Raw genomic sequence first — 12,115 nt, 5'->3', positions numbered from 1 at the left:
TTTGCGCCCAAGATCATAAAATGTGAAGGGATCGCGGCCATGGCGGAGAAGTCGACGTCGACGAAGTCGGCTGCGCCTGCGCTTGCGGGAGAGACGGCGCCGGCCGCGAAGCGGGCCGGGAAGCCGGCCGCGTCGTCGGGCCGGAAGGCGAACGCCGCGCCCGCGGAGGGGAAGGCCGCCAAGGCGCGGAAGGCCGCGCCCGCGAAGAAGACGGCGAAAACGGCGAAGGCCGCGTCGGCCGAGGGCGCTGCGGCGCCTGCGAAGACCGCTGCCGCGAGGAGGGCCGCGAAGGCGGCACCGGCGGGGGCGGTCGCGAAGGCCGCCCCCGCGAAAAAGACCGCGCGGGCTTCGAAGGCGGCCCCCGCCACGAAGGCGGCACCGGCCGAGGCCGCCCCTGGGGCATCCGCGCCCAGCAAGAAGGCGACCTCGGCCAAGAAGGCAGCCCCCACCGGGGAGGGGAAGGCCGCCCCGGCCAAGAAGGCAGCGTCCTCAGCGAAGGGACGCGCCTCCGCGGTGAAGGCGGCCGCTGCCAAGAGTGGTGCCTCGGCCCGTGAGGCCACCCCCGCAGGCGGGACCGCCCCGGCCAAGAAGGCCGCGAAGGCCGCGAAGGCCGCCAAGGCGCGCACCTCCGGTGCGAAAGCCGCACCGGCGGCCGAGGCGCCTTCCGGCAGTGAGGCCGCCCCGGCCAAGAAGGCCGGGAAGAGGGCGGCCGCTCCGGCGAAGGGGCGCGCCTCCGCCGCCAAGGTGGCCCCCGCCAAGACACGCACCCCCGGCGCGAAAGCCACGCCGGCGGCGGCCGCCCCCGAGCGGGCCACCCCGCCCCGTAAGGCCGCCGGGCCCGGCGGCGGGGCCGCCAAGGGGGGCGCCCCGGCCAAAAAGCCGGGACGTGCGGGAGAAAGCGTCGCGGCGGGGAAGACTGCCACGGTGGCCACGGCCGCGGCGGCCCGGAAGGGCGGAGCCGCCGGGGTCACCGCACCAGCGAAGAAAGGCGGCCGGGCCCGGCAGGGCGCGGCCGCCGCCGATGAGCTCGCACCGGCGGCGACGGCGGTGTCCGCTGAGGAGACGGGAGCCAGGACGGTGGCTGCGAAGAAGACCATGGGGCAGGCCGCGAAGAAGGTGCCGGGAGCCCGCACGGGCACGGGCACGGGCACCGCCGCACCCGGCGAGCTCGCCGTGCGGCCGGGGGAGGAGCCCTGGTCGCCGGCGGAGGTGGCCGAGGCCCGTACCGAGCTGATGGGCGAGGTGATGCGGCTGCGCGCGGAGATCGAGGCCGCCCGGGCCGCGATCAGCGGCCTGATGCGCGACTCGGGCGACGGCGCCGGCGACGACCAGGCGGACACCGGGACCAAGAACATCACCCGGGAGCACGAACTGGCCCTCGCCGCCAACGCCCGGGAGATGCTGACGCAGACCGAGCGGGCGCTGGAGCGCCTGGACGCCGGTACGTACGGCCTCTGCGACAACTGCGGCAAAGCGATCGGCAAGGCCCGTATGCAGGCGTTTCCCCGGGCCACGCTGTGCGTGGAGTGCAAGCAGCGGCAGGAACGTCGCTGACCGGCCCCGCACCACGTGCCGTACCCTCGTCCTCAGCCAGCAGGGACGACATCCAGGGACTCACGTGACTGAGGCGGAACAGGCCGGACGGCCCACCGAGCCCACCGGGGCGACGGCGACGGCCGGTGAAGGGAGCGCGCCCAAGGGCCCGCGGCGCATCGGGACGCTGCTGGCCGTGGCCGCCTTCGCGTACCTCCTCGACCTGGGCAGCAAGCTCCTCGTGGTCGCCCAGCTGGAGCACCACGACCCCATCCGGGTGTTCGGCAGCTGGCTCCAGTTCGAGGTGATCCGCAACCGGGGCGCGGCCTTCGGCATCGGCGAGGCGATGACGATCGTCTTCACGGTCATCGCCGCCGCCGTGATCGTGGCGATCGCCCGGATCGCCCGCAAGCTCCACAGCATGCCGTGGGCGATCGCGCTCGGCCTGCTGCTGGGCGGCGCCTTCGGCAACCTCACCGACCGGCTGTTCCGCTCGCCCGGCGGCTTCCAGGGCGGCGTGGTGGACTTCATCGCGCCCGCCCACTTCGCGGTCTTCAACCTCGCCGACTCCGCGATCGTCTGCGGCGGCTTCCTGATCGTGATCCTCTCCTTCCGGGGCCTGGACCCGGACGGCACCGTCCACGAGGACTGAGCCCGGGCCGGGGGCCCCGGGCCGAGGCCCGGGGCGGGGTTGCCGCGTCCGTCCGTCATACTCGACGGGTGAGCACCATTCCCGAGATCCGCGCCCTCCCCGTTCCCGACGGCCTTGAGGGCGAGCGCGTCGACGCCGCGATCGTCCGCATGTTCGGTTTCTCCCGCACCAAGGCCGCCGAGCTCGCGGCCGCGGGCAAGGTCCAGCTCGACGGGGCCGCGGCCGGGAAGTCCGACCGGGTGACCGGCGGCGCCTGGCTCGAGGTCGAGATGCCCGCGCCGCCCGCGCCGGTGCGGATCGTCGCCGAGCCCGTCGAGGGCATGGAGATCATCCATGACGACGACGACATTGTCGTGATCGTCAAGCCGGTGGGCGTGGCCGCGCACCCCAGCCCCGGCTGGACGGGCCCCACCGTGATCGGCGGCCTCGCCGCCGCGGGCTACCGCATCTCCACCTCGGGCGCCGCCGAGCGCCAGGGCATCGTCCACCGCCTGGACGTCGGCACCTCGGGCCTGATGGTCGTCGCCAAGTCCGAGCGCGCCTACTCCCACCTCAAGCACCAGTTCCGCGAGCGGATCACCGACAAGCGCTACCACGCGCTGGTCCAGGGCCACCCGGACCCGATGAGCGGCACCATCGACGCCCCCATCGGCCGCCACCCCAACCACGACTACAAGTGGGCCGTCATCGCCGACGGCAAGGCGTCCGTGACCCACTACGACCTCATCGAGGCGTTCCGGGCCGCCAGCCTGCTCGACATCAAGCTGGAGACGGGCCGCACCCACCAGATCCGCGTCCACATGTCCGCCCACCGGCACCCCTGCGTCGGCGACATGACCTACGGCGCCGACCCCACCCTCGCCAAGCGGCTGAAGCTCACCCGCCAGTGGCTGCACGCCGTGCGCCTCGGCTTCGAGCACCCCTCGGACGGCCGCTGGGTCGAGTTCGAGAGCGAGTACCCGGAGGATCTGCGGTACGCCCTGGAGACGGTGCGCGCCGAGAGCGCGTAGCCGCCGGGATCAGGGAACAGCCCGGAGGGCGGGCCCGGGGCGGGTGAGGCAGGCTGGGGTAACGGCCCCGGCAGTCACACCCGCACCGACCCGCCCGGAGGGAATCCGTGGACCAGCTCGCCCTGCTGTTCGTCCTGCTGCTGGGAGCGCTGGTCACCGTGCCGCTGGGCGACCGGCTCGGGCTGCCGTCGCCGGTGCTGATGACGCTCGGCGGGATCGTCCTGGCGCTGCTGCCGTTCGTGCCGAACGTGAACATCGCGCCGGAGTTCATCCTCCCGCTGGTCCTGCCGCCCCTGCTCTACGCCTCCGCCCAGCGCACCTCCTGGCGGCAGTTCGCCGCCAACCGGCGGCCGATCTTCCTGCTCGCCGTCGCGCTGGTCTTCGTCACCACCGCCGCCGTCGCGGCCGTCGCCAACGCGATCGTGCCCGGGATCTCGCTGGCCGCCGCCGTGGCGCTGGGCGCGCTCGTCGCCCCGCCCGACCCCGTGGCCGCCACCGCCGTCGCGGGCTCCCTGGGGCTGCCCCGCCGCCTCGTCTCCATCCTGGAGGGCGAGGGGCTCTTCAACGACGTCACCGCCATCGTGCTCTACCACGTGGCCGTCGCGGCCGCCGTCAGCGGCAGCTTCTCGCTGCCGAGGGCGGCCGGTGAGCTGGTGTTCTCCGCCGTCGTGGCCGTGGGCGTCGGCCTGGCCCTCGGCTGGATCGCCAAGCGGCTGATGGACGTCCTCGGCGACCCCACGCTCCAGATCGGGCTCACCCTGCTGGTGCCGTTCGTCTCCTACGTCCTCGCCGAGGAGTTCAAGGGCTCCGGGGTGCTCGCGGTGCTGACCACCGCGCTGTTCCTCGCCGAGTTCGCGAGCGACGCCGACGACGTCCTGGGGCGGCTGGCCGGGCACACCTTCTGGGAGATCGTCGACACCCTCGTCACCGGCGTCGCCTTCGGCCTCGTCGGCCTCGAACTGCACAACGCCCTCAGCACCGCGTCCGGCCGCTGGGGCGAGATGCTCGGCATCGGCGGCGTCGTCATCGCCGTCGTGGTGGGCGTCCGCCTGGCGTGGCTGCTGCCCGCCGCCTGGCTGGCCAAGCGGCTCCACAAGGGCCGCGACATCGACGAGGAGATCCTCACCAGCTGGCGGGAGACCATCATCATGTGGTGGTCCGGGATGCGGGGCGTGGCCTCCGTGGCGCTCGCCCTGGCCATCCCGCTGACCACGGACGACAAGTCGCCCTTCCCCGCCCGCGGCGAGATCCTCTTCATCGCCTTCGCCGTCATCATCTCCACCCTCGTCGTCCAGGGCCTGACCCTGCCCCGGCTCGTCAGGCTGCTCGGCGTGCGCGCCGACTCCGACTGGACCCACGAGCTGGAGCGCCAGCTGGCCATCCGCGCCGCCAAGGCCGCCAAGCACCGGCTGCTGGAGATCGAACGTCAGGAGGAGCTCCCCGAGGACCTGGTCGAGATGCTCCACCGGCGCGCCTACGACATCGGCGCCCGCATCAGCCCCGAGATGGTCGACGACGAACGGCGCGAGGCCCACACCCAGCGCGTCCAGCGGCTGCGCACCATCCAGACCATCCACGCCGAGCTGCTCTCGGCCGCCCGGCACGCGGTCCTCGACGCGCGCAGCGAGCCGTGGATGGACCCGGAGGTGGTGGACCGGGTGCTGCGGCAGCTCGACATGCGCAGCCTGCGCGGGGCGTGAGCCCGCCGGTCTTCTACGTCGTCCCCGGCCCCGGCTACGTCGTCCCCGGCCCCGGCCCGATGTCCCCCGAGGTGGGCGGGGCCTGCCGACGATCCGGCGCCTCCTCCAGCCCCGGCGCGGGAGCGGTGTTGATCCGCGGCAGCGCGTACGGGTGCTCCCGGCGCAGCCAGGCGACCAGGGCCTCGCGGACCACGCAGCGCAGCGTCCAGATGTCGTCGGGGTCCTTGGCCGTGACCAGCGCCCGCACCTGGATGGTGGAGGGCGTGGTGTCGGTGACGACCAGGCTCCAGCCGCGCCCGTCCCACTCCGGGCACTCCTTGAGCACCTCGTGCAGCCGCTCGCGGATCAGGTCGATGGGGGCCGTGTGGTCCAGATGGAGGAAGACGGTGCCGGTCATCCGGGGATTGCTCCGCGACCAGTTCTCGAACGGCCTGCTGGTGAAGTACGACACCGGCATGGTGATACGCCGCTCGTCCCAGGTGGTCACCACCAGATAGGTGAGGGTGATCTCCTCGACGGTGCCCCACTGCCCGTCGACCACGACCGCGTCCCCGATGCGCACCATGTCGCCGAAGGCGATCTGGAGCCCGGCGAAGATATTGCCCAGCGTCGACTGGGCGGCTACGCCCGCGACGATGCCGATCACGCCGGCCGAGGCCAGCAGGGACGCCCCCGCCGCCCGCATCGCGGGGAACGTCAGCAGCATCGACGCCACCGCCACGACGGACACGGCCGCCGTGACGACCCGCTGGATCAGCGTCACCTGCGTCCGCACCCGGCGCACCCGGGCGGGGTCCTGCGCGCCCGCGGCGTAGCGCGCGTAGCCGGACTCCACGACGGCCGTCGCCACCCGCACCGCCAGCCAGGCGCACGCCGCGATCAAGATCAGCGTCAGTGCCTGTCCGACCGCGCCCCGGGACCCCTTCGGCAACTCCGCCGAGGGATAGCCGGCGCGCAGCAGCGCGGTGCACAGCACCAGCCGCACCGGCATCCGGCACCGCTCCAGCAGCCCCCACAACGGCGTCTCGGGATGCAGCGCCCCCACGCGGCGCACGGCCTGGTCGGCCGCCCACCCCGCGATGAAGGTGATCAGGACGGCCCCGCCGAGAACCGCGAGGGGACGCAGTATGTGCTCCATGGGCAGCACCTCCGCTCCTTCGAACGTAACTGGCTGGCACGATGGGGGCACGTGTTTCATGCCGTAAGGAAGTGACCTCCAGTGACGTCCCCTACCACGATTGTTCTATTCCATTCCGCATACGGCCTGCGGCCGGCCGTCCACGCCGCCGCCGACCGTCTGCGGGCCGCCGGGCACGAGGTGCACGTGCCCGACCTGTACGAGGGGCGCACGGCGGAGACCGTCGAGGACGGCATGGCCATCAAGGACGAGATCGGCCGCGAGGAACTCCTGCGGCGCGCGGTGACGGCGGTGGCGCCGTTGTCGGACCGCGGCCTGGTCTACGCGGGTTTCTCGCTCGGCGGCTCCATCGCCCAGAACCTGGCCATGGCCGACGAGAAGGCCCGCGGCCTGCTGCTCCTCCACGGCACGTCGGACCTCCCGGAGGACGCCTCCGTGAACGACCTGCCGGTCCAGCTCCACGTCGCGGACCCGGATCCGTTCGAGCCGCACGACTGGCTGAACGCGTGGTACCTGCGCATGGGCCGCGCGGGCGCGGACGTGGAGGTCCACCGCTACGCCGGCGCCGGCCACCTCTTCACGGACCCGGAGCTGGACGACTACGACGCGGAGGCGGCGGAGCGGACGTGGGCGGTCGCCCTGGCGTTCCTGGAGGAGGTCGCGGCGTAGTCGCCCGCGAATGGCCCCCGCCGTGGGTGGGGGCCGTTCGCGGTACGGCTCAGACGAGGCCGATCCCGGCCTGGGCCTTGATGGTGTCCACGGCGTCCTCGGTGAGCCATCGCAGGGGGACGACGGTCCAGCGGCGGCCTTTGCGCATGACGACGGCCTTGCCGTCCTTGGTGCGCCCGACGTGGACGAAGCCGTGGTCGCGCCGCAGGTCTTTCGCCAGGTTCTCGCCGTGGACCATCGCGCTACTTCCCTTCGCGCTCCTCGTCGTCGGCCATGCTGCTGTAGACGCTACCGTTCTGCGAGACCTGCGTGTCGGGGTCGGTGACCTGTTCCCGGTTCTCGTCCGGGTCCCAGTCGTCGTCCTGCTTACCCACGTTCGTGCTCCTTCCGGACTGTCAGGGTTGTGTCAGCGCGGACCTCATGTCCGCACGGCTCCGAGTGGTGCGTCCTGCTGTGTTCCGCGAGGGCGGCGTCCTTCGCCGGCCCCCCGCTCGTGATCAGGTCCACGCAGATCTCGCAGGTCACGTGACCGAGGGTCCCGACGGCCGACGTGTGCGGCAGGGAGATGACCGGAGCTCTGTAGGTGACCGGCATGCTGATGGGCAGGGGGATCATCAAGGCATCGCCTTCCGTCGCTTCTGCTGAGGACCTCAGCATTCGCCCGCCCTTGATCTCCGACTAGCGGCCCCGTGTAGGCCAGTTGTCGGCCAGACTGGGGCTGTGGGAGGGAACATCGGGGCCAACATCCGGCGCCTGCGCGAACAGCGCGGGTGGAGTCAGGCGCGCTTGGCCCGTGAGACGTGCAGTGCCGCCGGGATCGCCGGAGACCCGATCGGGCGTCAGGAGATCAGCCGGTACGAGACGGGGAAACGCACACCGCGTGAGTGGCTGCCGTTCCTCGCGGCTGCCCTGAAGGTCACGGTGGAGGCGGTCACCGGGCCTCCACCGGCTCTCGAACTGCCCGCACCGCCCCTGGCCGACTACCTGCCCGCCGGAGATCCACTGGCACCCCTGACCGCACGCGGCGGGCGCCGTATCGGTTCCGGCGCTGTGGCCGATCTCCGGCAGCGGGTGCACGGGCTGAGGCTGGCCGACGATGTGATCGCGGGTGGTGATCTCGTCCGGCCCGCGCTGCGGGAACTGCGTTCCGCCGTCAAGCTGTACCGCGAGACCAGCCACAGCGAAGAGGTGGGCGCCGAGCTGCTTTCCCAGATCGGCGAGTTGGCCCAGATCGCCGGATGGATCGCCAGTGACGCCGGACAGTACGGCGAAGCGGAGACGGTCTATCGCCTCGGTATCAGCGCCGCCCGGCAGGCAGGCGACTTGACTCTGACCGGGAACCTCGCCGGTTCACTCGCCTACCAGCTCAGCAATACCGGGCGGGAGGCCGAAGGACTGAGCCTGGCCCGCGCCGCCCTGGACGAGGCAGGGCCCGACGCTCCGCCGAAGGCACGGGCCCTGTACCTGGACCGCGTCGCATGGGCGGAGACCAGGATGGGGCACGCCCAGGCGGCCATGAGGGCCCTCGGTCGGGCCGGCGAGGCACTGGCCCAGGACACTGCCGGAGCCGAATCACCCGGTTACCTCTACTGGGTGGACACTGGCGAGCTCCTGGTCATGGAGGCCCGTGCCTACACGGAACTGCGCCGCCCTCTCCGGGCCGTCCCGCTGCTCCGTGACGTGCTCGGCCGGTACGACGCGACGCATACGCGGGAACTGGCTCTCTATCTGTCGTGGCTGGCCGTCGCCCTGATGGACGCGAACGAACCCGAGGAAGCGGCAGCCGTCGCGGAGCGCGTGGTCTCTCTGTCCGCCGGCATCGCCAGCGACCGGACGACGCGGAGGGTGCGGGTCGTGCTGGACCGTCTTGCCGAGTTCCGCGACGTGCCGGAGGTCAGGTCCGTGCTCGGTGGCGTGGCCTGACCGGGGCGCCGCCCCCGGACGTGGACTGCCCCGGGGGAGCGGCGCCCCGAAAAACCTCACCGCACCGGCGCGTCCACCCGCTCGATCCGCTGCGATCCCGAGCGCGTCGCATAGGACCGGGCCCACGACGTCGTCGCCTTCGGGTCCGTCTTGTCCGACAGGACGTAGTAGTCCATCTGCGCGCGGTCGGCCGTGACGTCGAGGACGCCGTAGCCGTGGCCGTCCATGTCGAGCCACTTCACGTGGCGGTTGGACGTCTTGATGGCGGCCGCCGCCGGCACGGACAGCGTGTGCGGGGCCACGTGGAGGAGGTCGTCGAGGTTGTCGGAGGACACCGACGTCACGACGAACTCCGTGGCGACGGACGACGACAGGGGATAAGTCGCGGCCTGCTTGGGGACGTCGTTGGCCCAGGCCATGTGGATGTCGCCGGTCAGGAAGACCGTGTTGCGGATGGAGCGCCGCTCCAGGTGGTCGATCAGTTCGCGGCGGTCCCCGGTGTAGCCGTCCCACTGGTCGGTGTTGACGGCGATGCCGCCCGCCGGGAGGCCCAGGAGTTTGGCGATGGGCTCCAGGAGGTGGGAGGGGAGGGCGCCGAAGGCGACCGGGGAGATCATGACGGGGTTGCCGACGAGGCGCCATGTGGTGTCGGAGCTCGCCAGGCCCTCCTTGAGCCAGTCGAGCTGGGCGCGGCCGGTGATGGTGCGGCCGGGTTCGTCGACCTTGCCGCTGCCGGGCTTGACCTGCTGGGAGCGGAAGGATCTCAGGTCCAGCAGGTGGAGGTCGGCGAGCTTGCCGAAGCGCAGCCGGCGGTAGGTGGTGCCCTCGACGGAGGGGCGTACGGGCATCCACTCGAAGTACGCCTGCTTGGCCGCCGCGACGCGGTCGGTCCAGGCGCCCTCCGCGCCCGGCGTGTGGTTCTCGGCGCCGCCGGACCAGGCGTCGTTGGCGAACTCGTGGTCGTCCCAGATGGCCACCGTCGGGTGGGCGTGGTGGACGGCCTGGAGGTCGGGGTCGGTCTTGTACTGGCCGTGGCGGGTGCGGTAGTCGGCCAGGGTGATGATCTCGTGGGTGGGGGCGTGGGGGCGGACCACGTACTTGGGCGTGGGGTATTCGCCGGTGCCGTACTCGTAGATGTAGTCGCCGAGGTGGAAGACCGCGTCCAGGTCCTTGCGGCCGGCGAGATGGCGGTACGCGGAGAAGTGGCCGGATTCCCAGTTGGAGCAGGACACCACGCCGAAGCGCAGCCCGGCCGTGGCCGCGTCGTGGGCGGGGGCGGTGCGGGTGCGGGCGGTGGGGGAGACGGCGTCCCCGGCGGTGAACCGGTAGAAGTAGCCGGTGGCCGGGCGCAGTCCGCGGACGTCCGCCTTGACGGTGTGGTCGTGGGCGGCGGTCGCGGTGACGGCGCCCCGGGCGACGACCCGGGTGAAGCCGGCGTCCTCGGCGACCTGCCAGGCGACGTCCACGGCCGGGCCGCGCCCGGAGCCCGGCACGGCATCGGGCGTCGGCGTGACGCGGGTCCAGAGCAGGATGCCGTCGGGCAGCGGGTCGCCGGAGGCGACGCCGTGGAGGAAGGCCGGGCGGGGCGGTCCCGGCGGGTCCGAGTCGGCGAGGGCCGCCGGGGCCGCGGCCAGCGGGAGCAGGGCGGCGGTCGTGGTGGCGGCGACGGCCGTGACGGCGGTGCGGCGGGATATGTGGTGGGATGTCACGGGCCGTCACTTTACTGCCCGGTAGAACCAGCGGTAAGTCCTGTGACAAGGGCTTCGGCGGACGATCACCGAGTGTTCGTCCGCCCGTCGCCTACCGCCGGTAGCTCCCTGTCCCTCTACCCCCCTACTTCGCGAGCGACGCGTCGACCAGCGACGTGAACGTCTTCGGGTCCTGCGGGGCCTGGCCGCGCTGGTCGCCCAGCACCTTGCCGTTGAGCTTCAGGCCGGGGGTGCCCTGGATGGGCTTGTTCGGGCCGACCTGCTTGTCGAAGGCGGCGGACACCTCCAGCGCCCACTTGTCGAAGGTGCCGTCCTTGACGTTCTTCTCGAAGGCGGCGTTGCCCTTGAGCGCGGGCACCTCCTGGGCGACGGAGATCAGCTTGCCGTCGTCGGAGAAGGCGTCGTCCCGCTCGTCGGGGTGGTTCTTGGCCGAGTAGAGCGCCTTCTTGTAGTCCAGGAACGCCTCCGGGCTCACATTGAGCGCCGCGCCCAGCGCGCTCAGGGCGTTCTTCGAGCCCGAACCCTTGATCATCGGGTTGCGGTCGAGGAAGGTGCCCACCTCGAACTGGGCCTTGTACTTGCCGTCCTTGATGTCCTTCTGGATGGTCTCGCCGACGGCCTGCTCGAAGCCGGAGCAGACCGGGCAGCGCATGTCCTCGAAGACCTCAAGGGTGTTCTTCGCGTCCTGCTTGCCGATGACGACCACCGTGCCCTTGTCGCCGGTGGTGTTGGCGGGCTGCCTGAACCCCCGGTCCTTGGCGGCGGTCTCCCAGTCCTCGCTGCTGACCTTGGTGTTCTTGCCGCCGTCGGTGGCCTTGGTGACGACCACGCCGATGCCGCCCGCCGCCGCGAGGACGGCGACGACGGCGCCGCCGATGAGGAGCTGACGGCGGGTCTTGTCGCGCTTCGCCTGCTTCTCGCGCTCGGCGCGCAGACGTTCGCGGGCGGCGGCCTTGTTCTGGGGGGTGTTGCTCATGACTCAGCTCCGTATGGGAAGAAAGCGGGACCGGTTGTCGTGCTGCGCTCAGGCGGATGCCATGAGCGGCGGCGGTCCCCGCCGTACGACGGAGTGGACGAGCAGGGGGAGCGTCCGGGCGGCCAGGGTGTCGCGGACGGGCCGGACGGGCGCCGTACCGGCAGGGCCGTACGACCGGAGCGCGGTGGCCGGCAGGAGCGGGTGGAAGGCGAGCGTGGCCAGCGCGCGCAGCAGCCGGGCCACGGCCACCTCGCCGCGCCGCAGCCAGGCGGCCGCGATCAGCCCGACCGTGACGTGCGCGGCGAGCAGCAGCCAGGGCGTCGCGGAATCCGTGGCGGCCGGTCCACCGGCCAGCGGTGAGCCGAACTGGCCGCCCCGGCAGACCAGGTCGACGCCCATCGAGTGGAGGGGGCCCGCGACCGGGCCGCCGGCCTGGCCGTAACAGGCGTGCTGGCCGGTGGTGAAGACGGTGTCGGCGGCCAGTTCCAGCGGGACCAGCAGGGCGGCTATCGGCCAGAAGCCGCGCTCGCGGCCGGCCAGCGCGTAGGCGACGGCGAAGAAGACGGCCGCCAGCACGGCGACCGTGGACAGCGGCAACGGGACGTGCGAGAGCAGCACATGGGCCGCCGCGGACAACGTGAGGCAGAGCGCGGTGAACAGCCCGGCGCGCATCGCCCTGAGCCGAACGCCCGTCCCCTCCATGAGGGCGAGTGTGCCACGGCCGCCACCGGCCTGTCTGGTCAAGATTCGGCATCGCCGAGGGGCGGGCCGGGCCCGCCCCTCGGGGGTGTGGAGTGCCCGTCCC

General features: G+C 72.5%; 12 protein-coding genes. 6 read left to right on the top strand and 6 right to left on the bottom strand.

The features are described from left to right. Positions 1-39 precede the first annotated feature (39 nt). The 4 genes from EKH77_RS08045 to EKH77_RS08030 all read left to right on the top strand — a co-directional run bounded on the left by EKH77_RS08045 (position 40) and on the right by EKH77_RS08030 (position 4,895). Positions 40-1,554: a TraR/DksA family transcriptional regulator gene (locus EKH77_RS08045; RefSeq protein WP_126913726.1), complete on the top strand. Its 1,515-nt coding sequence runs from the start codon at positions 40-42 to the stop codon at positions 1,552-1,554. A 64-nt stretch (positions 1,555-1,618) separates the two neighbouring features. Next, a complete protein-coding gene (gene lspA, locus EKH77_RS08040; protein WP_126913725.1) occupies positions 1,619-2,185 on the top strand; it encodes a signal peptidase II in 567 nt (188 codons plus the stop codon). Between the two features lie 68 nt (positions 2,186-2,253). Further along, positions 2,254-3,195 (top strand): RluA family pseudouridine synthase, encoded by a 942-nt coding sequence (locus EKH77_RS08035; protein WP_126913724.1) that lies wholly within the window; start codon positions 2,254-2,256, stop codon positions 3,193-3,195. A 107-nt stretch (positions 3,196-3,302) separates the two neighbouring features. Continuing rightward, complete coding sequence (locus EKH77_RS08030) at positions 3,303-4,895, top strand: Na+/H+ antiporter (protein WP_126913723.1); 1,593 nt, start codon at positions 3,303-3,305, stop codon at positions 4,893-4,895. A 34-nt stretch (positions 4,896-4,929) separates the two neighbouring features. Here the strand turns inward: EKH77_RS08030 and EKH77_RS08025 are convergent, their stop codons facing one another. Continuing rightward, the gene (locus tag EKH77_RS08025; RefSeq protein ID WP_126913722.1) at positions 4,930-6,033 is read right to left on the bottom strand and encodes a mechanosensitive ion channel family protein; all 1,104 of its coding nucleotides are present in this window, start codon (positions 6,031-6,033) and stop codon (positions 4,930-4,932) included. A gap of 81 nt (positions 6,034-6,114) precedes the next feature. Here EKH77_RS08025 and EKH77_RS08020 point away from each other — a divergent pair, with 81 nt between their 5' ends. Beyond that, the gene (locus tag EKH77_RS08020) at positions 6,115-6,702 is read left to right on the top strand and encodes a dienelactone hydrolase family protein (RefSeq protein ID WP_126913721.1); all 588 of its coding nucleotides are present in this window, start codon (positions 6,115-6,117) and stop codon (positions 6,700-6,702) included. 49 nt (positions 6,703-6,751) lie between these two features. Here the strand turns inward: EKH77_RS08020 and EKH77_RS08015 are convergent, their stop codons facing one another. Together EKH77_RS08015 and EKH77_RS34315 are read right to left on the bottom strand one after the other, a co-directional pair. Beyond that, on the bottom strand, positions 6,752-6,940 hold the full coding sequence (locus EKH77_RS08015; protein ID WP_126913720.1) for a hypothetical protein: 189 nt from the start codon (positions 6,938-6,940) through the stop codon (positions 6,752-6,754). Positions 6,941-6,944: 4 nt separating this feature from the next. After that, the gene (locus EKH77_RS34315) at positions 6,945-7,076 is read right to left on the bottom strand and encodes a hypothetical protein (protein ID WP_276319218.1); all 132 of its coding nucleotides are present in this window, start codon (positions 7,074-7,076) and stop codon (positions 6,945-6,947) included. Between the two features lie 346 nt (positions 7,077-7,422). Here EKH77_RS34315 and EKH77_RS08010 point away from each other — a divergent pair, with 346 nt between their 5' ends. After that, positions 7,423-8,625, top strand: coding sequence for a helix-turn-helix transcriptional regulator (locus EKH77_RS08010; protein ID WP_126913719.1), 1,203 nt, complete (start codon positions 7,423-7,425; stop codon positions 8,623-8,625). Between the two features lie 56 nt (positions 8,626-8,681). On the opposite strand, the gene EKH77_RS08005 is transcribed toward EKH77_RS08010, so the two are convergent. The 3 genes from EKH77_RS08005 to EKH77_RS07995 form a co-directional block, all read right to left on the bottom strand. Then, the gene (locus EKH77_RS08005; RefSeq protein WP_126913718.1) at positions 8,682-10,334 is read right to left on the bottom strand and encodes an alkaline phosphatase D family protein; all 1,653 of its coding nucleotides are present in this window, start codon (positions 10,332-10,334) and stop codon (positions 8,682-8,684) included. 124 nt (positions 10,335-10,458) lie between these two features. Further along, positions 10,459-11,310 carry a thioredoxin domain-containing protein gene (locus EKH77_RS08000; protein ID WP_126913717.1) on the bottom strand — a complete coding sequence of 284 codons (852 nt, stop codon included), beginning with the start codon at positions 11,308-11,310 and terminating at the stop codon, positions 10,459-10,461. Between the two features lie 48 nt (positions 11,311-11,358). Further along, positions 11,359-12,012: a hypothetical protein gene (locus EKH77_RS07995; RefSeq protein ID WP_126913716.1), complete on the bottom strand. Its 654-nt coding sequence runs from the start codon at positions 12,010-12,012 to the stop codon at positions 11,359-11,361. Positions 12,013-12,115: the final 103 nt, after the last annotated feature.

It is taken from the genome of Streptomyces luteoverticillatus, assembly GCF_003970715.1.
GTDB classification, from domain to species: Bacteria; Actinomycetota; Actinomycetes; order Streptomycetales; family Streptomycetaceae; genus Streptomyces; species Streptomyces abikoensis.
The sequence above is the reverse complement of the archived record's forward strand: the minus strand, read 5'-3'. Positions and strand labels throughout refer to the sequence as shown.